We start from the raw sequence: 18068 nt of genomic DNA, 5'->3' as shown, positions 1-18068 counted from the left end.
GCCGCGCTGACGGGGGCGCTAGGATGCACTCCATGACACTGATTGCTCCCCGGGTGACGGCCGGGCTCCCTGCCGATGACGCACAAAAACTGCAGCACGCGCTCAACGGCAGCACCGACATCACGGTGTTCGTGGACGGCACTGTGCACCGCCTGCCGCCGTCGGCGCGGGACGCCGTCGTGGACCTGCTGGGCCGCTTCAGCCGGGGCGAGTCGGTCACGGTCAGCAGCGTGGAGGAAATGCTGACCACGTCAAAGGCCGCTGAGCTCGCGGGCATCTCGCACACGTACCTCCGGAACATGACGGACCGCGGCGAAATCCCGGTCGAATATCGCGGCACGCACCGGCGGATCCGGCTGGCCGACATCATGACGTGGCTGGAAATCCAGAAGAAGAAGAGCGTGGCGGAGAAGGCAGCCGCCCCTGCCGCGGGCGGCGCCCCTGCTGACAGCAAAGATGGCGGCGGCGCGGATGCTTCGTGACGGCGTGATAAGGATCAAACAACGATCCCGGCCGGGCGCGGAAACGCGGCAGAGTCCGGGGTTACGCTTGAATCGTGGGTAAGTTCAGAGGGTGGCACATCCTGGCCGGCATTGCCGCCTTGGTGCTCACCGGCATCCTCGGAACCGCGATGGGATTGAACTACACCGCGGCCTTCATGGCCGGCTGCGTCGCGTTCGTGGCCGTGGCACTGTGGACCGACAGCCGGATATCGCGCCGCAGGCAACACGGGGCGCGGGAAACCGCTCGAGAGACAACCCGGCCGTCTGCGCGGCCAGTCGCGGCCCGCCCGGACGGCGAGCAGGATCCGGTCCTCCGGGACGACCGCTAACCCCAACCTTCAGATCCTCGGCCGCACGGCCCAGCGCCGGGCCTTCAGCGCCGCGTGCAGCTCCAGCCGGACCATCCCCTTGAGCGGATCGACGCCCAGCACCTGCCGGATCCGGCCGAGCCGGTTATAGATGCTGCTCCGGTGCAGGTGCAGCTTGGCGGCCACCTCCTGGACCGAGCTGTCGTTGTCATAGAAGAGTTCCAGCACGGGGAGCAGTTCACCGTTGCGGTCGTGCTCCTCCAGCATCCGGAAGTACACGGAGCCGGCATCCGCCCACGCGCCGGCACCGCCGCCCACGGAGGCCAGCAACTGGTACAGGCCGGTGCCGCGGGAGTCTACGAGTTCACCGAGCTGGGGGTCCACAGCCGCGGCCTGCGCCGCCTGGCGGGACTGCCGGTACGCCTCGGCCAGCTCGCGCGGGCGTGCGAACCCCTCGGACGTGCCGAGGATGATCCGGCGGACCGGCCGGCCGCCGCGCTTGGCAAGTTCCAGCTGGTAATGCACCAGGACCTGGGCGTGGTCGGCCCGTCCGGTGGACTCCTTGAACAGCACGACGGCGTGCGTCTCCGTCCCGGCGCTGAACAAGGCGGCATCCACGCCGATGGTGGCCTGCAGGGCGGCTGAGCGGTGGATCAGCGTGGCGGCGATAGGGTCCGAGCCCTCGGCCCAGCCGTCCGCGTCGAGGACCGTCACCAGCTGCCACGGCCCGCGGCCCTGGACTTCCTTCCAGCCCGCGACGGCGGCGACGGCGTTTGCCTCGCCCCGGCAGGCGGCAAGGAACTCCTGTTCGCGCCGCCGGCGGAACTCGGATTCGGCGGTGTTCGAGTCCAGGAGCAACGCGGACAGCTGCTCCAGTTCGCGTTCCACGTCCGGGAGCTGGGCCAGCACGGAACCGCCGGTGTGTTCCTCGGCGTCGAGCTGGACCCAGAGATAACCCACCCGGAACCCGCGGACCAGCAGCGGTACGCAGACCCGGCCAAGCATTCCCAGTTCCTCGTTCGCCGGCACCACTACCGGGCGTACCGCCGTCGCGATGCCGTGCGAGAGTTGCCAGGCGCTGACATCCACCGGAACGCGCTTGCTGAGCAGGAAGTTCACCCGGACCCGGTCCGCATGCGACTGGTTGGAGCTGTAGGCGAGCAGGACGCCGTCGAGGTCTTCGAGCGAAAGTCCGCGGCCCAGCCTCAGGGCCACGTGCTCCACGAGTTGCTCCACATCCGGCTGTTGCATGCTGCCACATTACTGCCCCGGCGGTCCGGCGGCGAAGGAACAAGCCGACGGACAGCAGGCGACACCTGACGTTCCGTGAGTCGACACATGTCGAGCTTGGCTTTTCAAAATTCCCGCAATCACGGGGATCGGCCCCGCAGCGGGGCCGGACGGTCTGTAGCCTGCCTCACAGCCGGTTCTATTCTTGAACCACAACTTCCCCCGCAAAACCCGGCCCACCGGCCGCCAGCACTGGAGCCCCAAAATGATCATCGGTGTCCCTAAAGAAATCAAGAACAACGAATTCCGCGTGGCCATCACCTCCGCCGGGGTGCACGAGTTCCGCACCCACGGCCACACCGTCTTGGTGGAGCGCGGCGCCGGCCTGGGTTCCGGCATCACCGATGAGGAATACGCCATCGCGGGCGCCGAGATCGTCGCCGACGCCGATGACGTGTGGACCCGTGCCGACATGGTCATGAAGGTCAAGGAACCGGTCAAAGCCGAATACCACCGCTTCCGCAAGGGCCTGATCCTCTTCACCTATCTCCACCTGGCCGCGGAGCCGGAGCTGACCCAGGAGCTCATCAACACCGGCGTCACCGCGATCGCCTACGAGACGGTCCAGGACGGCCGGTCCCTGCCGCTGCTCGCCCCGATGTCCGAGGTGGCCGGCCGGCTGTCCGTCCAGGTCGGCGCCACCTCGCTGATGGCACCTGCCGGCGGCAAGGGCGTGCTGCTGGGCGGCGTCCCGGGCGTGCGTCCGGCCAAGGTCGTGGTTCTGGGTGCGGGCGTGGCCGGCACCAACGCCGCTGCGATGGCCCTGGGCCTCGGCGCTGACGTCACCATCCTGGACATCAACATCAACCGCCTGCGCGAGCTCGATGCCCAGTACCAGGGCCGGCTGAAGACGGTCGCGTCCAACGCCTACGAGATCGAGAAGTCCGTGGTCGATGCCGATCTCGTGATTGGTTCCGTGCTCATCCCCGGCGCCAAGGCCCCGAAGCTGGTTACCAACGAGCTTGTCTCCCGGATGAAACCCGGCTCGGTGCTGGTGGACATCGCCGTGGACCAGGGCGGCTGCTTCGAGGACACGCACCCGACCACGCACCAGGAACCCACGTACAAGGTCCACAACACGATCTTCTACTGCGTGGCGAACATGCCCGGTGCGGTGCCGAACACCTCCACCTACGCGCTGACCAACGTCACGCTGCGCTACGCCGTCTCGCTGGCGAACCTGGGCGTCAAAGCCGCCTTCGAGCGCGACGCCGCCCTCGCCGCCGGCCTGAACATCGCCGCGGGCAAGGTGGCCCACCACTCGGTCTCCGAGGCGCACCAGCTGCCCCTCGTCTCCGACTGGCACCAGCTGGTCTCCGCGTAGCGAATACCCCGTCGGCTGCTCCGTAACCGCCCTTTTGGACCTCCAGAAGGGCAGTTACGGAGCAGCCGTTTGGTGTTTAAGTCCGTGTCAGGCCAGCGCCCGGGCCTGTTCGATCAGCTTCAGGACCTCGACGGCGTCCTCCGGGTTTACCGGGACGGGCAGCGCCGAGCTGGCCCCGCCGTCGTGAAGCTTCTCCGCCAGAATCCGGTAAAACTCCGGATAGGCGCCTCGTTCGTTGGGCAGGCGCTCCAGGTGGCCGTCGCGGCCCAGCAGCCCGGCCCACTCCCGGTCCTCCACCCCGTAGTCGGCGTCCAGCGGGCCTCCGCCTGCCGCCAGGTAAGGCTCCTGCGGGTCGACGCCGTGCTTCGTGAAACCGCCTTCGCTGCCCAGCAGACGGAACCGCGGGCCCTGCTGGGCGCAGAGCAGGTTCATCGAGAGGTGGCTGGTGACCCCGGATTCGTGCCGGAGGGCCACGAAGACGTCGTCGTCCGCAGGTGCGCCGGGCCGACGGGCTGCCAGTTCGGCGTAAACTACAGCGGCGGGGCCGAAGAGCTGCACAGCCTGGTCCAGCAGGTGGGTGCCGAGGTCGAACAGCACCCCGCCGCCGTCGTCGGTGCCGGCCGCCGCCTTCCAGGCCTTTGTGACCTCGGGCGACCAGCGCTCAAAGCTTGATTCGTACCGCGTGACGGGGCCCAGGACGCCGCTGTCCAACAGTCCGCGGACGGTCAGGAAATCCCCGTCCCAGCGCCGGTTTTGGAAGACGGTGAGCACCCGGCCGAGCCGCGCGGCGAGTCCGATCAGTTCCGCGCCTTGGTCGCTGCGCACCGTGAAGGGCTTATCGACGACGACGTCGAGGCCAGCCTGCAGTGCGGCTTTCGCGAGCGGGTAGTGGGTGGCCGGCGGCGTCCCCAGCACCAGCAGGTCCAGACTGCCGGCCAGTTCGAGGATCTCCGCGGGAGTGTCGACGATCCTGGCCGACGGGTAGCGGGCCGCGGCGGACGCCGTCCGGCCGGCGTCGGACGTGGCGATGGTGTCCAGGGAAAAGGCCGGGTTGGCTGCGATGAGCGGGGTGTGGAACACGCTGCCGGAGAGGCCGAACCCGGCTACGGCGGTGCGGATGGGCCGGGTGGCGTCAACTGTCATGGCACCACGCTACCCCCGCCCACTCACCCGACGCTCCCTCAGATTTCGCAACAAATCGGGCGACGCTCCCCCAAAAGGTGAGGGAGCGTCGCCCGAAAAGCGGCTAGAAGTGAGGGAGCGTCGGAGTGGGGTGGGTTACTTCTTTTCCCAGCCGATGGTGGTCCAGTCCGGGACCTGGGACAGGCTCTTGAACAGCGAGGGACCGTAGTTGGCGAGGCCGGTGCGCGCGAAGGAGATCTGCGGACCGTTCATCACCACGCCCATGGAGAAGTACTTGGCCATGTGCTTCTTTTCAACGTCCATGGCCGCCTTGTTGCGCTCAGTGTTGTCGGCAATGGTGGAGAGCTTCTTGATCGCCGCATCCAGTTCGGCGTCGCCCAGCTTGTTCTCGTTGGTCTTGGAGTCGTAGAACTGCTTGACGGAGTCGGTGGTGTCGGCGCCGACGGTGTAGCCGGAGACGCTCAGAAAGAAGTCGCGGCTGCCCAGGACCTTGCCGAAATCGGCGGAAGCCCGCTGGTCGATTCCGACGTCCATGCCGCCGGCCTGGAGCTGCTTCTGCAGGGTCTGGGCAAACGCCAGCGTGGTGGGATCGTCGCCGAAGTTGCTGATCTTGAAGGCGGCGGGAACCCCGTCCTTTTCCATGAAACCGGCGGCGTTGGCCTTGTAGCCGGCGTCGGTGAGGACCTTCTTGGCGGCGTCGGGGCCGGTCTCCGTGACCGGGTAGTTGTCCTGGTAGTACGGGGAGAACGGCAGCAGCATCATCGATCCGGAGCTGGTTTCGTCCCAGTTCAGGCCGTTGAAGCGGACCTTCCGCAGCGCTTCGCGGTCCACGGCGGTGAAGATGGCCTTGCGGATCGCGACGTCGGTCATCGGCGCCTTCTGGGCGTTGATGTTCAGGCCCCCCGCGAAGAGGCGCTGGCCGCGTCGGACCTCGGAGTTCTTGGTGCCGTCGAGCTGCTTGTACGGGGTGATGGTGTTGGCGGAGACGCCGTCAATTTCACCGTTCTTGAAGGCGGCGATCTGGGCGCTGCTCTCGAGCTGGCGGAAGACCACCTTGTCCAGGACCGGCTTGGCACCCCACCACTTCTCGTTCTGGGCGAGGGTGACGGTCTTGGCGGCGGCGTCGTACTTGTCCACCTTGAACGGTCCGGCCATCCATTCCGGGTGCATATCGCCGGTGAAGCCGTCGTTGAAGATCTCCGGGGTGTTGACCGCGGGGTGGATCAGGCCGGTGAACAACGCGTCCAGCGGGTAGACCGGCTGGCTGGTGGTGACAACAACTTCCTTGTTGCTGGAGCCGGCCTTGACGGAGTCCACGAATTCGTAGGCGCCGGACGTGACGATGTCGATGTCCTTGTTCTGCCCGTTGAGCATTTTCCAGGTGTTTTCGAAGGTCTTGACGTCGATCGGTGTGCCGTCGTTGAAGGTGGCCTTGTCATTGACCTTGATGGTGATGGTCTGCTTGCCGTCCTTGACATCGCTCTTGACGTCTTCGCAGAAATCCTTGTTCGGTGTGGCGGTGCCGTCGAAGTCGAAGTTCCAGCACCCCCAGGTGCCGGCCTGGTCGATCGGCCGGTGCAGGGCGGTGTTGTCTGCGCTGTTGCCGTTGTTGGAGAAGCCGTTGAAGTCCGGTCCGATGTTGCCCAGCGGCAGGGTGACGGTGCCGCCCGGCTGCAGGTCCTTTGCATCCTTGGCATTGATGCTGATGAGCTTGGACAGGTCGCTTCCCGCGTCCTGGCCCTTTCCGGCGTCGGGCCCCTTTGCCGCGCCTCCGCCACCGCAGGCGGTCAGCGCAAGCGCTGCCACGACGGCGGTTACCCCGCCGATCTTGGTCAGATTCTTCATGTGTTTCCCCTCATTTTTCTTATCTGTGCAGTGCAGCGTCTGACGGGTAAGTCAGCCGGTTTAGTGGACAACGAGCATGTCCGTATCCAGTTCGCCGTCCGGGTAGAAGCAGGCGAATTGCTGGTCTGTTGGGGCGTCCCCGTCCCGTTGCCCGGCGGCGTCCCCGGCAGCCGGGCTGGCGGCCGCCAGCTCCAGCGGCGGCTCCAGTGTCAGGCACTTCTCCTGGCTGGCGGCCGGGAGCGCGGCGAAGACGGGGCAGCGGGTGGCGAAGTTGCAGCCCTTCGGCGCATCCAGCGGCGAGGGCAGGTCGCCCTGCAGGATGATGCGTTCGCGGGTGCGTTCCAACTGCGGGTCCGGCACCGGAATCGCGGAGAGCAGTGCCCGGGTATAGGGGTGGCGCGGGTTGTCGAAGACGCTGTCGACGTCCCCGATCTCCACGATCTTGCCGAGGTACATGACGGCCACCCGGTTCGAGATGTGGCGCACCACGGACAGGTCGTGGGCCACCATCAGGTAGCTGAGGCCGAGCTCGGCGCGGAGCTTGTCCAGCAGGTTGATGACGCCGGCCTGGACCGAGACGTCGAGCGCGGACACTGGCTCGTCCAGGACCACCAGCTTGGGGTTTACCGCCAGGGCGCGGGCAATGCCGATGCGCTGGCGCTGGCCGCCGGAGAACTGGTTCGGAAAGCGGTTCACGTGGTCCGGCTGCAGGCCAACGAGCTCCATCAGCTCCATGATCCGCTTGCGGATGGCCGGTTTGGGCATCCCCGAGTTCTCCAGCGGCTCAGCCAGCACCTCGTAAACGGTGAAGCGCGGATCCAGGGCTCCGGTGGGGTCTTGGAACACCATCTGCAGTTCCTTGCGCATGGCGGCCTTGGTTTTGGCGTCCGAGGCGGTCTTGTTGCTCAGGCCGCCGATGACCACCTCGCCGTCCTGGTCCTTGTGGAACTCCATGATCTCCAGCAGCGTGGTGGTCTTGCCGCAACCGGACTCGCCGACGATCGCGAAGCACTCGCCCTCGCGGATATCGAAGCTCAGGCCGTCCACGGCCTTGACCGTGCCGATCCGGCGCTTGATCAGTGCGCCCTTCAACAGCGGGAAGTGCTTCTTGACGTCCTTGAGCTCCAGGACCCTCTTGCGGTCGCCGCGCGGAATCTCGTCGAACCTGGACACCGGGACTTCGGGGGCGCGGAAGATCTCGTGGACATCCACTTCGCCCCCCAGCGAGCCGGACTTGATGCAGGCGGCCTGGTGTTCCCGGGTGCCGTCGCCGTTTCCGCCGACCGGCCAGAGCGCCGGTTCGCCGTGCAAGCATGCCTCGCTGACCAGCGGGCAGCGTGGCGCGAACGAACAGCCGGTGGGCGCGTGCGTGAGGTTCGGCGGTATGCCTTCGATCGGCACCAGCGAGGACTTTTCGGCCACGTCCACGCGGGGCACGGCGCCCAGCAGGCCCATGGTGTAGGGCATCCGCGGGTTGTAGTAGATGTCATCAACGCTGCCGGTCTCCACCGGTTTGCCGGCGTACATCACCATGATGTCGTCGGCCATGCCGGCCACCACGCCCAGGTCGTGGGTGATCATCACGACGGCGGCGCCGGTTTCCTCCTGCGCGGTGTGCAGCACCTCGAGCACCTGCGCCTGGATGGTGACGTCCAGCGCCGTCGTCGGCTCATCCGCAATCAGCACGCGCGGATTGTTGGCGATCGCGATGGCGATCATCACGCGCTGGCGCATGCCGCCGGAGAATTCATGCGGGAAGGCCTTGAGCCGGTCCTTCGGGCTGGGGATGCCCACCAGCCCCAGCAGTTCGACGGCGCGCGCCTCCTTGGCCTGCTTGCTCATGGAGGGGTTGTGCACCGTGAGGGCCTCAATGATCTGGCTGCCCACGGTGTAGACCGGTGTCAGCGAGGACAACGGGTCCTGGAAGACCATCGCGAGGTCGTTGCCGCGGAACCGGCACATCGCCTTGTCGCTGAGGCCCAGCAGTTCGGTGCCGTTGAGCCGGACCGAGCCGGTGACCTCGGCGGTCTGCGGCAGCAGGCCCATGATGGCCATGGAGGTGACGGATTTGCCCGAGCCGGACTCGCCGACTATGCCCAGGGTCTTCCCCGGCAGCAGGTCGAAGTCGATGCCGCGGACCGCGTGTACCACCCCGTTCTCGGTATTGAAGCGGACGTTAAGGTCGCGGACGGAGAGTACGGCACCCGCCGGGGCATCTGTGGAGTGCCTGCCGGCGGTGTGCAGCCCGGCGATGTGCAGGCGTTCCGCGGTGCTGGGGCCGGTGGCGGTGGTCTCGCTGCTCATGGGGTCATCTTCTTCGCACTGATCGTTTTGGCGTACTTCTTGGCGCTGGTCTTCTTGGCGCTGCCGATGGAACTGGAACTCGGGTCGAACGCGTCGCGCAACCCGTCGTTCATCATGGCGAGCGACCCGGTCAGCAGGAACATCACGGTCAGCGGCACCCAGAACATCCACGGGAACGTCGAAACCTGGGAGGTGGCCTGGCCGATCAGCACGCCAAGGCTCACGTCCGGAACCTTGATGCCGATGCCGATGAAGGAGAACGCGACCTCGGCAAGGATCGCGCCGGTCACGCCGCGGGTGATGTCGAGGACCAGCAGGGAGCCGATGTTGGGCACCAGGTGGCGCCAGACGATGCGCCGCGCGGGGATGCCCATGTACTGCGCGGCCTTCACGAAGTCACGCTGCATGAGCGACATGGACAGCGAACGGATCAGCCGGGCAGTTCCCATCCAGCTGAAGACGAGCAGCACGATGATCAGCAGGAGCCAGCTGGGGAGGTTCTTCTTGAGCCCCTCGCCGCCGCCGCTGGTGGCCACCGCGACCACCAGGAGGGCCGGCATCATGATCAGGGCTTCCAGGACGAACAACATGACCTTGTCCACCTTGCCGCCGAAGTAGGCCATGGTGCAGCCGTACACCGCCGCGATCAGCACCGAGACCAGCCCGACGACGAGTCCGATCAGGATGGAAACCCGGGTGCCTTCCACGGTCAGGGCGTAGAGGTCGATGCCGGCCTGGGAGGTGCCCAGCAGGTGTTCCGCAGAGGGCCCCATGCCGATGTTGAGCGAGTCGATTGTCTCCTTGTCCCAGCTGGAGAACGTGCCGCCGATCAGGGAGAGCACAGTCAGCAGGACGAAGATGACCAGGCCGGCGACGGCGGTCTTGTTGCGCAGGAACCGCCGCAGGATGATCCGCGACTTCGCGATGACGACGTCGCTGTTCTCGATCTTTGATTCTTCGGCGACCGCGGCGGGATCGACGGTGTTCAGGTTGGTCATGGCTACTACACCCGCACTCTCGGGTCGACAAGGGTGGTCGCGAAGTCGGCGAGGATCGCGCCGATCGCGAAAATCACGGAACCGTAGGCCAGGGTGGCCGTGGCCGCGTTGACGTCCTGCAGTGCAATGGCGTCGATGCTCCAGGAGCCGACGCCGTGCCAGGCGAAGATCTTCTCCGCGAAGAATCCGCCGGCGAAGATCGCGGGGATAGTGAACGCGATGCTCTGGGCCACCGGGATGAACGAGACGCGCAGCGCGTGCCGGGTGATCGCCTGGTTGCGGGTCAGGCCCTTGGCGCGGGCAGTGCGGACAAAGTCGGCGTTGACGTTGTCCAGCAAGTACTGGCGCTGTGCGATCTGGTAGGCGCCCCAGCCCACGATCGTAATGGCAAAGGTGGGCACGGCGTAGTGGGCCAGCATGTCGACAAATTGGGCCCAGCCGTCGCCGTCCAGTCCCGGCGTGGAGATCCCGGTGACGAAGAAGAGGCGTTCGCCCACGGTTTCGTTAATGTTGATCGCCCCGAGTTGGACCAGGAAGTACGCGATAGGGGCCGGCACGATGTACACGAGGTAGCTGTATGAGGTGATCGCGCGGTCGGAGAACTTGTACTGCCGGGCCGCGGTGTAGACGCCAAGTGCGACGCCGATGATCAGGGTGAGGATGATCGAGGCCAGGAACAACCGGGTGGAGATCCAGACCCGGTCACCGAACTCGGCGTTGACGAACGCGCCGTTCGGGCTGCGGCCCCAGTCCCAGCGGGTGACAATTCCGGTCAGCCAGTCGACATACCGCTCCCACGGGCTCAGGGCCGGGTCGAGGCCCTTGAGCCGGAAAGAGTTCGCGACCTGCTCGGGGGTAGGGCGGGGGATCTTTTCCTGCTCCAGCAGCGCCGGCTGCAGGCTGGTGACCGCCAGGAAGTATCCGGCACTGGTGGTCAGGAAGATCATGAACACATAGGTGACGGCACGTTTGCCAAGGTATCGGAGCATGGGACTAGCTCAGGATTGCCGTTGCCTGCGGAATGTTGGGCATGACCGGGCAGGCCGGACCATCATGACCGGGAGCCGGGGTTGTTACAACGTTCACAGCAAAGATCCTTCCGTCGTCCCCTTCGCGCGCGGGGTCTCCGCTGCCGGTCCGGGATCACGGCCAGCGGGTGCCTGACCGCCCGCAAGCCCTTCGGCCAGCCCCTCGAAGGGCTATGTTGCGGGTCACATTCCAGAGGAAGCTATCACATAAGGATCTTGGCCCGACGCCCGAATCGGCGGGAAACGGTATCCGCACTACCAGATCGTTATGAATAATTCCTTTGAATTGATTTGACTTGGCGGAGGGCGCTGAGTCGCGTAGCCTACGCGCCCCGCACAACCCGAGTGGCGAGCTCCCGCCACGATTCTACGAGGCTTGCCGGGGCCACGCCGTGGACCCGGACCAAGTGCAGGAGTCGTTCCGGCTCGAGGGTGACGCTCAGGGCGCCGGCCATCAGCCGGAGGTCCGCGCTGACCCCGGCTTCGCGCAGCAGGACTTCCAGATGCCGATGCCACAGGACCGCTGCGGGTACATCAAAGCGGTTGTAAGCCGACGTGTCCGCCGCCCGTGCGAGCTCGCCGCATTCCATTACCCAGCCGATGCGTTCCGCACCGCAGGCAATGAGCCGCTCCAGGGGCGGGGCACCCGGCCCCAGCGGCGGAGGTCCAAACATGAATCGGCCCTGGAACTGGGCCTCGGCCTCACTGAGCAGACTCATCATCAGGCCGGCCCGGCTGCCGAAGCGCCGGAACACGGTCCCCTTGCCCACGCCAGCGCGGGCGGCGAGGGTGTCCATGGTGAGGCCGTCCGCCCCGCACTCCGCGACGAGTTCCCGGGCGGACCGAAGCAGCAACTCGCGGTTGCGGGCAGCATCCCGGCGCTCCGGCTCGGCGCCGGTCTGGCCGCCGGGGCGGCTGCCGGACCGGGACCCGGGCACGGCGCCGGGGCGGATTGGGATGAGGCTCACAGTGCCCATTGTAGCGTCGGGGAATAATAAACGGACCGCAGTCCGTTTAGCCTAGATGAAGGCCACACCAGCCTCCGCGATCATCCAGCCGCCGGAATCTCCGCGGCGCTCTACAAGGAGTTCACATGACCACCAATACTGTCCTCACCCTGGTCGGCAGCCTGCGCGCCGGCTCCACCAACGCCCAGCTCGCCGAAGCCATTCAGCTCAACGCTCCCGAGCAGGTCGAGGTCCTCATCCACGAGAGCCTCGGCAACATCCCGTTCTACAACGAGGACATCGACGTCGAGGGCCAGGTTCCCGCCGCCGCAGCCGCGCTGCGTGCCGCCGCCAACGACGCCGACACCCTGCTGCTCGTCACCCCCGAGTACAACGGCACGGTTCCCGCCCCGCTCAAGAACGCCATCGACTGGCTGTCCCGCCCCTTCGGCGCCGGCGCCCTCAGCGGCAAGCCCACCGCCGTCGTCGGTACCGCATTCGGCCAGTACGGCGGCGTCTGGGCCCAGGACGAGGCCCGCAAGGCTGTCGGCATCGCCGGCGCCAAGGTGCTTGACGACGTCAAGCTCGCCGTCCCCGGCTCGATGGTCCGGTTCGCCGAGGTCCACCCGAAGGACGACGCAGAGGTAGTCGAGCAGATCAAGGGCGTATTTGTGGCCCTCGCCGAAGCCCGCACCGGCGAAGCAGCCTAAGCGACACAGGACAGCACTTCGGGACACCCCCGGCAGCACCCGCTGCCGGGGGTGTCCCGCATTCGTGGGCCAGGGCCACGCGCACCGGCGAGCTAAGTCAACAAAAGTTTCCCCAGCGACAACCCCGGCCTGTATCCTACAGATGTGACCAACGAAACACTTGATGCCGCCGCAAAGATTCTTCCGGCCGAGGCAATTGACGCAATCGAACGTGCGGCTACGTCCGCCCACCGCCACGAGAGGCTTTTCTCGGAGCGCGCAGCAAACATCAAGCAATCGGCCGTCCGGGACGTTTTCGACATCTCGCTGCGGCCGGGCCTCGTCTCGCTAGCCGGCGGCAGCCCCTACCTGCAGTCGCTCCCGTTGGAGCGTCTCGGCCAGTCGGCCGCTGAAATCATCGCGGAGCAGGGGTTGACCGCGTTGCAGTACGGCGGCGGTCAAGGCACCGAGGAGCTCCGCACGCAGATCTGTGAGGTCATGGCGGCCGAGGGGATCCTCGACGCGAAGCCCGAAAACGTCGTCATCACGGCCGGCTCTCAGTCGGCCCAGGACGTCGCGACCAAGGTCTTCTGCAATCCGGGCGACGTTGTCCTGGTAGAAGATCCCACGTACGTGGGTGCGCTCAACACCTTCGAGGCCTACCAGGTCGAGGTGGGGACCGTGCCGATGGACGAGCATGGGATTGTGCCGGACCTCCTCGAGGCGAAGATTGCCGCCCTGCAGACCGCGGGCAAGAGCATCAAATTCCTCTACACGATCCCAAGCTTCAACAACCCCTCCGGGATCACCCTCGCCGCCGACCGCCGGCAGCAGGTCGTGGATATATGCCGCAACGCGAATATTCTGGTTCTGGAGGACAACCCCTACGGCCTGCTCCGCTTCGACGGCCGGCCGCTGACCCCCTTGCGCGCCGGCAACCCGGACGACGTGATCTATATGGGTTCCTTCTCCAAAATCTTCGCCCCGGGGCTGCGGATCGGCTGGGCGCTGGTCCCGGCCCACCTGCAGCGGCGCTACTATCTGGCGTCGGAGGCGGTCACCTTGTGCCCGCCGACGCTCAACCAGATGCTCGTTTCCGCCTACCTGCGCGACTACGACTGGCTCGGCCAGATCGCCACCTACCGCGGGCTCTACCAGGAACGTTGCGAAGCCATGCTGGCCGCGCTCCAGAAATTCATGCCCGCGGGCCTTAGTTGGACGCGGCCCGAGGGCGGCTTCTTTGTCTGGGTCACGCTCCCCGAGGGCGTGGACACCTACCCGCTCCTGCAGAAGGCGATCGACGCCGGCGTCGTATTTATCCCCGGGGCCGCCTTCACGCACTCGGACGAGCCGTCCAATAAGCTGCGGCTGGCCTTCAGCGCCGTGCCGCCCGACGCGATCGAGGAAGGGGTGCGGCGCTTGGCGCCGGTCCTGCGGGAAGCTGTCGCGGCGTTGTAGCCTGAAGCATTGCTGTGGCTTGAATGGCCCCTGACCCGAACGACCTGACCAAAATGCCTTGACCAGAGGAGTCCCTAATGACCGGAATTATCGTTGTCGGCGTCGACGGCAGTGAAACTGCCCTGAGGGCGGCCCAGACGGCACGGGGCCTGGCGGTCTCCCTGGGCGCAACGCTGCACGTGGTCAGCGCGTTCGACAGCGACCGGACCGAGGTCTTCGGCAGCGGCAGCGACCGGTGGATTGTTTCAGACGCCGACGACGCCGAAACGGTCGCCAAGGACGTCGCGGCCAGCCTCCGCGGCGACGACATCAATGTCACCTACGCTGCGGCCCGCGGCAAGCCCGCTGAGGCGCTGATTCACGAGGCTGAGCGCTCCGGTGCGCAGCTGATCGTGGTCGGCAACCGCCGAATGAAGGGCCTTGGCCGCGTCCTGGGGAGCGTCGCGAACAGCGTGGCCCACGGCGCCCCCTGCGACGTCTACATCGCCAAGACCGACATTCCTGAATAGCCGGCAGGCAGAGGCACGGGAGGAGGCATCGCAGGCGTTATGGCTGCGGTGCCTTCTCCGCAGTTTTTAGCATCCTGCGGAGAATTTTGCCCGAGGAGGACTTCGGCACGGCGTCGATGAACTCCACCCGCCGGATCTTCTTGAACGGCGCCACCCTGGCGGCCACGAATTCTTCCACGGCGGCCTCGTTCAGCCGCTCGCCGTCCGGCCCCGGCTGGCGCACCACGAACGCCATCGGCACCTCCTGCCCGTCGGCGTCGAGGGTTCCGATCACGGCCGCATCCGCGATGCCGGGGTGCGTGAGCAGCAGCGCCTCGAGTTCGGCCGGCGCGATCTGGTAGCCCTTGTACTTGATCAGCTCCTTGAGCCGGTCCACGATCGACACCACCCCGTCGGCCCGAACCGTGGCGATATCGCCGGTGTGCAGGAACCCGTCGGCATCAAGGGTTGCCGCCGTCTCCTCGGGCCGGTTCAGGTAGCCGAGCATGACGTTGGGTCCGCGGCACAGCAGGTGGCCCGGGGCGCTGGTTCCCTCCGCGGGGACTTCGATTTCCTCCCCCGTGGCCGGGTCCACCAGCCGGCATTCCATATTGGGCACGGTGTAGCCCACGGAACTGACCGGCACCTCCGTGGCATCCACCGGGATCAAGTGCGAGACCGGACTCATCTCGGTCATGCCGTAGCCCTGGAGGACCCGGCAGCCCAGCCGCTCGGCCAGCCGCGCCCCGAGTTCGCCGTCCAGCGGCGCCGCTCCGGACAGCGTGGTGTGCACGGAGCTGAGGTCATAGTCCGCCACCAGCGGATGCTTCGACAGCGCCACGGCCACCGGCGGCGCGATGAAGAGGTAGCTGCACTTGTGGTCCTGGATCATCCGCAGGAACTCCGCCAGCTCGAACTTGGGGATGGTGATCAGGCGGGCGCGCTCCCGGAGGGCCAGGTTCAGCAGCACTGTCAGCCCGTAGATGTGGAAGAACGGCAGCAGCGCCAGGAGGCGGTCCTCCGGCCGGACCTTGAGCAGCCCGCGTGACTGCTCGACGTTGGCCACGAGGTTCCGGTGGCTGAGCTTGACACCCTTGGGCCGCCCGGTGGTCCCCGAGGAGTACGGCAGCACGGCGGTGTGGGTGGTCGGGTCGAACCTGGTGTCCGGGGCCGGCGCACCGCTGCTGAGCAGATCCTGCAGCGAAGGGTGGCCCTCGGCGCCGTCGAGCACCACCAGCCGGTCCGCCGGGATCCCGGCGCGTCCGGCCGCCTCGAGGGCCGCGGGCAGGAGGGCGGAGACCGTGAAGAGCCAACTCGCCGCGGCGTCGGTGAGCTGTATTTCGATTTCGTCGGCGGTGTACAGCGAATTTACGGGCGTGACAGTGGCGCCCGCCCGCAGCAGACCGTGGAACACGACGGCGAACGCCGGGATGTTGGGACAGAGGATGGCCGCAACGCCGTCGACACCCAGCCCCTGGGCGGCGACCGCGCCGGCGAAGGCGTTGATCCGGTCGAGCAGCTCACGGTAGCTCATTTCGGCGCCGCTGGTGCCGTCGACGACGGCGATCCGGTCCAGGTCGTCCTCCCGCAAACCGCCGAAGAGGTACTCGTAGAGACTCACGTCAGGGATATCAACAGCGGGAAACGGGCTCGAGAACACGCAGAATCTCCTTTGATCGGCGTCCGCCGGCTCGACGGCGGCTGGTGCCACTCTAATGCCGCCGCGCCCGTTCGGGACAGGATTCTGAAGATTTGACCGCCGTCACCATCCCTCGTGGGCAGCCTCACGCGGATTTGCCGGTGCCGCCCCGCCCTGCGGCGGTAAAATTGGAGGTGCCCCCGATGGTGCGGACAGTCCCATCCGCCCACTCCCGGGGAGAATCCATGCCCGCCCTTCAGCGCCGCCAGCTCGTCGGCCACGACATCCTGCTGGCCCGCCACGGAAACCACATCAGCACCATGCGGGTCGACCGCGCCGCCGGGCGGGTGATCGCCTTCCTTGACGACGGGTCGATGGACAGCGCCCCGAACCTCATCGCCCCGGCGCTGCGGATGCCCGACACCTTCCGGAGCATCCTGCGCGAGGACTGGAAGTTCCTCACCAAGGTCACCGCTGCCGGCTTCGGCCTGGCCGGCCTGATGTTTGCCGGCGCAGTCGCCGTCGCCGGCGGGGGGACGCCCCAGGGGTTGACCGAAATGCTCTCGGCCTTCGCCGCCTACGGCTCGTACTAGGACTCAGTCCAGGAGCAGGGCCGGCTCTTCGAGGATGGCCGCGACGTCGGCCATGAAGCGCGCCGAAAGGTCACCGTCCACCACCCGGTGGTCGAACGAGCCGCCCAGCGTGGTGATCCAGCGCGGGATCACCTCGCCGTCGAGCACCCAGGGCTTCTGCTTGATGGTGCCGAAGGCCACGATTGCGACCTCGCCGGGGTTGATGATCGGGGTGCCCGTGTCGATGCCCAGGGCGCCGATGTTGGTGATCGTCAGGGTGCCGCCCTGCATCTGTGCCGGCTGGGTCTTGCCCGCCCGGGCGGTGGTGGCCAGCTCATTGAGGGCGAGCGCCAGTTCCTTGAGCGAGAGGTCCTGGGCGTTCTTGATGTTCGGCACCATCAGTCCGCGGGGGGTCGCCGCGGCGATGCCGAGGTTCATGAAGTGCTTGACGTGGATTTCGGCCGCGTCGCCGCCTCCGACGTCGTCCACCCAGCTCGCATTGACGCTGGGGTTGCGGGCCGCGGCCCAGATGACGGCCTTGGAGAGGATGAGCAGCGGCGAGACCTTGATGCCTTCGAAGTCGCGGGAGGCCTTGAGCCGCTTCACGAACTCCATGGTCCGGCTGGCGTCGACGTCGACGAAGATGCTGACGTGCGGGGCCGCGAAAGCCGACTCGACCATGGCGCGGGCGGTGGCCTTGCGGACGCCCTTGACCGGGATGCGTTCGATCCGCTGTTCCTGGGGGCGGCCGGTCTTGCCCCAGAACGAGTCCGCCTGGTCCAGCTCGGCGTCTCGCTGGGCCTGGTAGCTCACGAGGTCTTCGCGGGTCACCTCGCCGCGCGCGCCGGTGGGGACGACGTCGGCCAGGTCGATGCCGAGGTCCCGGGCGATCTTTCGGACCGGAGGTTTGGCCAGGACGCGGCTGACGAGGCCGGTGATGGCTCCGCCCAGGCTCTGGCGCTGGTCAATCGCCTCCGCGGCGGCGGCAGGAACCGGCGGTTCCACGGGGGAGACGGCCTCCGGGCTGATCCAGATGTCGTGGGTTTCGATTCCCGCCCGCTCGGGGGCCGGAATGGAGGCGGCCGGAACCGCCGGCGCGGAGACCCGACGCCGGCGTTTGACGGCGTCGGCCTTCGGTCCGGACCCGACCAGCGGGCCGGCAGTCGGGGGTCCGCCGGCATCGGAGGTGTCCGGCTCCAGTTTTCCGTACATCGGTGTATCTGCAGGGGCGGCCGGGGACGGGGCGGCAGCCGCCACGGGACGCGCGGCCGGGGCGGGTTCTGCGGCGGCCGCGTCAGAAACGCTGATGATCGGCGTCCCGACGTCGACCGTCACGCCTTCCTGGACCAGAAGTTCGGCGACGGTGCCGGCGTACGGCGAGGGGAGCTCGACGAGGGACTTGGCGGTTTCGATTTCGCACAGCACGTCGTTGACTGCCACGGTGTCGCCGGCCTTCACCTTCCAGGACACGATTTCCGCCTCGGTCAGGCCCTCGCCCACGTCGGGAAGGTTGAACTTGTTCACGGTCATGG

At 67.0% G+C, this 18068-nt stretch carries 16 protein-coding genes; 7 read left to right on the top strand and 9 right to left on the bottom strand.

Translation table 11 applies throughout. The features are described from left to right. Positions 1-32: 32 nt before the first annotated feature. Both AC1DGI_RS04490 and AC1DGI_RS04485 read left to right on the top strand, forming a co-directional pair. Complete coding sequence (locus AC1DGI_RS04490) at positions 33-482, top strand: helix-turn-helix domain-containing protein (RefSeq protein ID WP_441400230.1); 450 nt, start codon at positions 33-35, stop codon at positions 480-482. A gap of 74 nt (positions 483-556) precedes the next feature. After that, positions 557-832, top strand: coding sequence for a hypothetical protein (locus AC1DGI_RS04485; protein ID WP_441400228.1), 276 nt, complete (start codon positions 557-559; stop codon positions 830-832). Between the two features lie 9 nt (positions 833-841). On the opposite strand, the gene AC1DGI_RS04480 is transcribed toward AC1DGI_RS04485, so the two are convergent. Next, positions 842-2062 carry a PucR family transcriptional regulator gene (locus AC1DGI_RS04480; protein WP_441400226.1) on the bottom strand — a complete coding sequence of 407 codons (1221 nt, stop codon included), beginning with the start codon at positions 2060-2062 and terminating at the stop codon, positions 842-844. A gap of 244 nt (positions 2063-2306) precedes the next feature. Here AC1DGI_RS04480 and ald point away from each other — a divergent pair, with 244 nt between their 5' ends. Beyond that, positions 2307-3425: an alanine dehydrogenase gene (ald, locus tag AC1DGI_RS04475; RefSeq protein ID WP_441400234.1), complete on the top strand. Its 1119-nt coding sequence runs from the start codon at positions 2307-2309 to the stop codon at positions 3423-3425. An 87-nt stretch (positions 3426-3512) separates the two neighbouring features. Here ald and AC1DGI_RS04470 read toward each other — a convergent pair whose 3' ends face one another. The 6 genes from AC1DGI_RS04470 to AC1DGI_RS04445 form a co-directional block, all read right to left on the bottom strand. Further along, positions 3513-4568, bottom strand: a complete 1056-nt coding sequence (locus AC1DGI_RS04470; RefSeq protein WP_476897920.1) for a Gfo/Idh/MocA family protein — start codon at positions 4566-4568, stop codon at positions 3513-3515. Positions 4569-4703: 135 nt separating this feature from the next. Continuing rightward, positions 4704-6413 (bottom strand): ABC transporter family substrate-binding protein, encoded by a 1710-nt coding sequence (locus AC1DGI_RS04465; protein WP_441400222.1) that lies wholly within the window; start codon positions 6411-6413, stop codon positions 4704-4706. Between the two features lie 60 nt (positions 6414-6473). Further along, positions 6474-8717 (bottom strand): dipeptide ABC transporter ATP-binding protein, encoded by a 2244-nt coding sequence (locus tag AC1DGI_RS04460; RefSeq protein WP_476897919.1) that lies wholly within the window; start codon positions 8715-8717, stop codon positions 6474-6476. Next, on the bottom strand, positions 8714-9715 hold the full coding sequence (locus AC1DGI_RS04455) for an ABC transporter permease (RefSeq protein WP_476897918.1): 1002 nt from the start codon (positions 9713-9715) through the stop codon (positions 8714-8716). Before AC1DGI_RS04455 ends, AC1DGI_RS04460 begins: the two co-directional genes overlap by 4 nt. A gap of 5 nt (positions 9716-9720) precedes the next feature. Next, positions 9721-10704 (bottom strand): ABC transporter permease, encoded by a 984-nt coding sequence (locus AC1DGI_RS04450; protein ID WP_476897917.1) that lies wholly within the window; start codon positions 10702-10704, stop codon positions 9721-9723. A 362-nt stretch (positions 10705-11066) separates the two neighbouring features. Further along, positions 11067-11711 (bottom strand): TetR/AcrR family transcriptional regulator, encoded by a 645-nt coding sequence (locus AC1DGI_RS04445; protein WP_476897916.1) that lies wholly within the window; start codon positions 11709-11711, stop codon positions 11067-11069. A gap of 125 nt (positions 11712-11836) precedes the next feature. Here AC1DGI_RS04445 and AC1DGI_RS04440 point away from each other — a divergent pair, with 125 nt between their 5' ends. The 3 genes from AC1DGI_RS04440 (at position 11837) to AC1DGI_RS04430 (ending at position 14346) form a co-directional block, all read left to right on the top strand. Next, positions 11837-12400, top strand: a complete 564-nt coding sequence (locus AC1DGI_RS04440) for an NAD(P)H-dependent oxidoreductase (RefSeq protein ID WP_476897915.1) — start codon at positions 11837-11839, stop codon at positions 12398-12400. Positions 12401-12544: 144 nt separating this feature from the next. Continuing rightward, positions 12545-13837, top strand: coding sequence for an aminotransferase-like domain-containing protein (locus AC1DGI_RS04435; RefSeq protein ID WP_441402196.1), 1293 nt, complete (start codon positions 12545-12547; stop codon positions 13835-13837). A gap of 77 nt (positions 13838-13914) precedes the next feature. Then, positions 13915-14346, top strand: a complete 432-nt coding sequence (locus AC1DGI_RS04430) for a universal stress protein (protein WP_441402195.1) — start codon at positions 13915-13917, stop codon at positions 14344-14346. Between the two features lie 37 nt (positions 14347-14383). On the opposite strand, the gene AC1DGI_RS04425 is transcribed toward AC1DGI_RS04430, so the two are convergent. Continuing rightward, positions 14384-15985 carry an AMP-binding protein gene (locus AC1DGI_RS04425; protein ID WP_476897914.1) on the bottom strand — a complete coding sequence of 534 codons (1602 nt, stop codon included), beginning with the start codon at positions 15983-15985 and terminating at the stop codon, positions 14384-14386. A 224-nt stretch (positions 15986-16209) separates the two neighbouring features. On the opposite strand from AC1DGI_RS04425, the gene AC1DGI_RS04420 reads away from it, so the two are divergent. Then, entirely contained in the window at positions 16210-16557 is a 348-nt protein-coding gene (locus AC1DGI_RS04420; protein WP_441403527.1) for a hypothetical protein, read from the top strand. 3 nt (positions 16558-16560) lie between these two features. Here AC1DGI_RS04420 and AC1DGI_RS04415 read toward each other — a convergent pair whose 3' ends face one another. Then, entirely contained in the window at positions 16561-18066 is a 1506-nt protein-coding gene (locus AC1DGI_RS04415) for a dihydrolipoamide acetyltransferase family protein (RefSeq protein ID WP_476897913.1), read from the bottom strand. Between the last annotated feature and the right edge of the window lie 2 nt (positions 18067-18068).

Source organism: Arthrobacter sp. 05N428_2, from assembly GCF_056397065.1.
Note: the sequence above shows the minus strand (reverse complement) of the source record. Positions and strands in the feature narration are given on the sequence as shown.

Coding starts and splice junctions, on each gene's coding strand:
- AC1DGI_RS04455 (WP_476897918.1), bottom strand. CDS start 9,715: ATGACCAACCTGAACACCGTCGATCCCGCCGCGGTCGCCGAAGAATCA.
- AC1DGI_RS04465 (WP_441400222.1), bottom strand. CDS start 6,413: ATGAAGAATCTGACCAAGATCGGCGGGGTAACCGCCGTCGTGGCAGCG.
- AC1DGI_RS04420 (WP_441403527.1), top strand. CDS start 16,210: ATGCCCGCCCTTCAGCGCCGCCAGCTCGTCGGCCACGACATCCTGCTG.
- AC1DGI_RS04430 (WP_441402195.1), top strand. CDS start 13,915: ATGACCGGAATTATCGTTGTCGGCGTCGACGGCAGTGAAACTGCCCTG.
- ald (WP_441400234.1), top strand. CDS start 2,307: ATGATCATCGGTGTCCCTAAAGAAATCAAGAACAACGAATTCCGCGTG.
- AC1DGI_RS04415 (WP_476897913.1), bottom strand. CDS start 18,066: ATGACCGTGAACAAGTTCAACCTTCCCGACGTGGGCGAGGGCCTGACC.
- AC1DGI_RS04470 (WP_476897920.1), bottom strand. CDS start 4,568: ATGACAGTTGACGCCACCCGGCCCATCCGCACCGCCGTAGCCGGGTTC.
- AC1DGI_RS04480 (WP_441400226.1), bottom strand. CDS start 2,062: ATGCAACAGCCGGATGTGGAGCAACTCGTGGAGCACGTGGCCCTGAGG.
- AC1DGI_RS04490 (WP_441400230.1), top strand. CDS start 33: ATGACACTGATTGCTCCCCGGGTGACGGCCGGGCTCCCTGCCGATGAC.
- AC1DGI_RS04450 (WP_476897917.1), bottom strand. CDS start 10,704: ATGCTCCGATACCTTGGCAAACGTGCCGTCACCTATGTGTTCATGATC.
- AC1DGI_RS04440 (WP_476897915.1), top strand. CDS start 11,837: ATGACCACCAATACTGTCCTCACCCTGGTCGGCAGCCTGCGCGCCGGC.
- AC1DGI_RS04460 (WP_476897919.1), bottom strand. CDS start 8,717: ATGAGCAGCGAGACCACCGCCACCGGCCCCAGCACCGCGGAACGCCTG.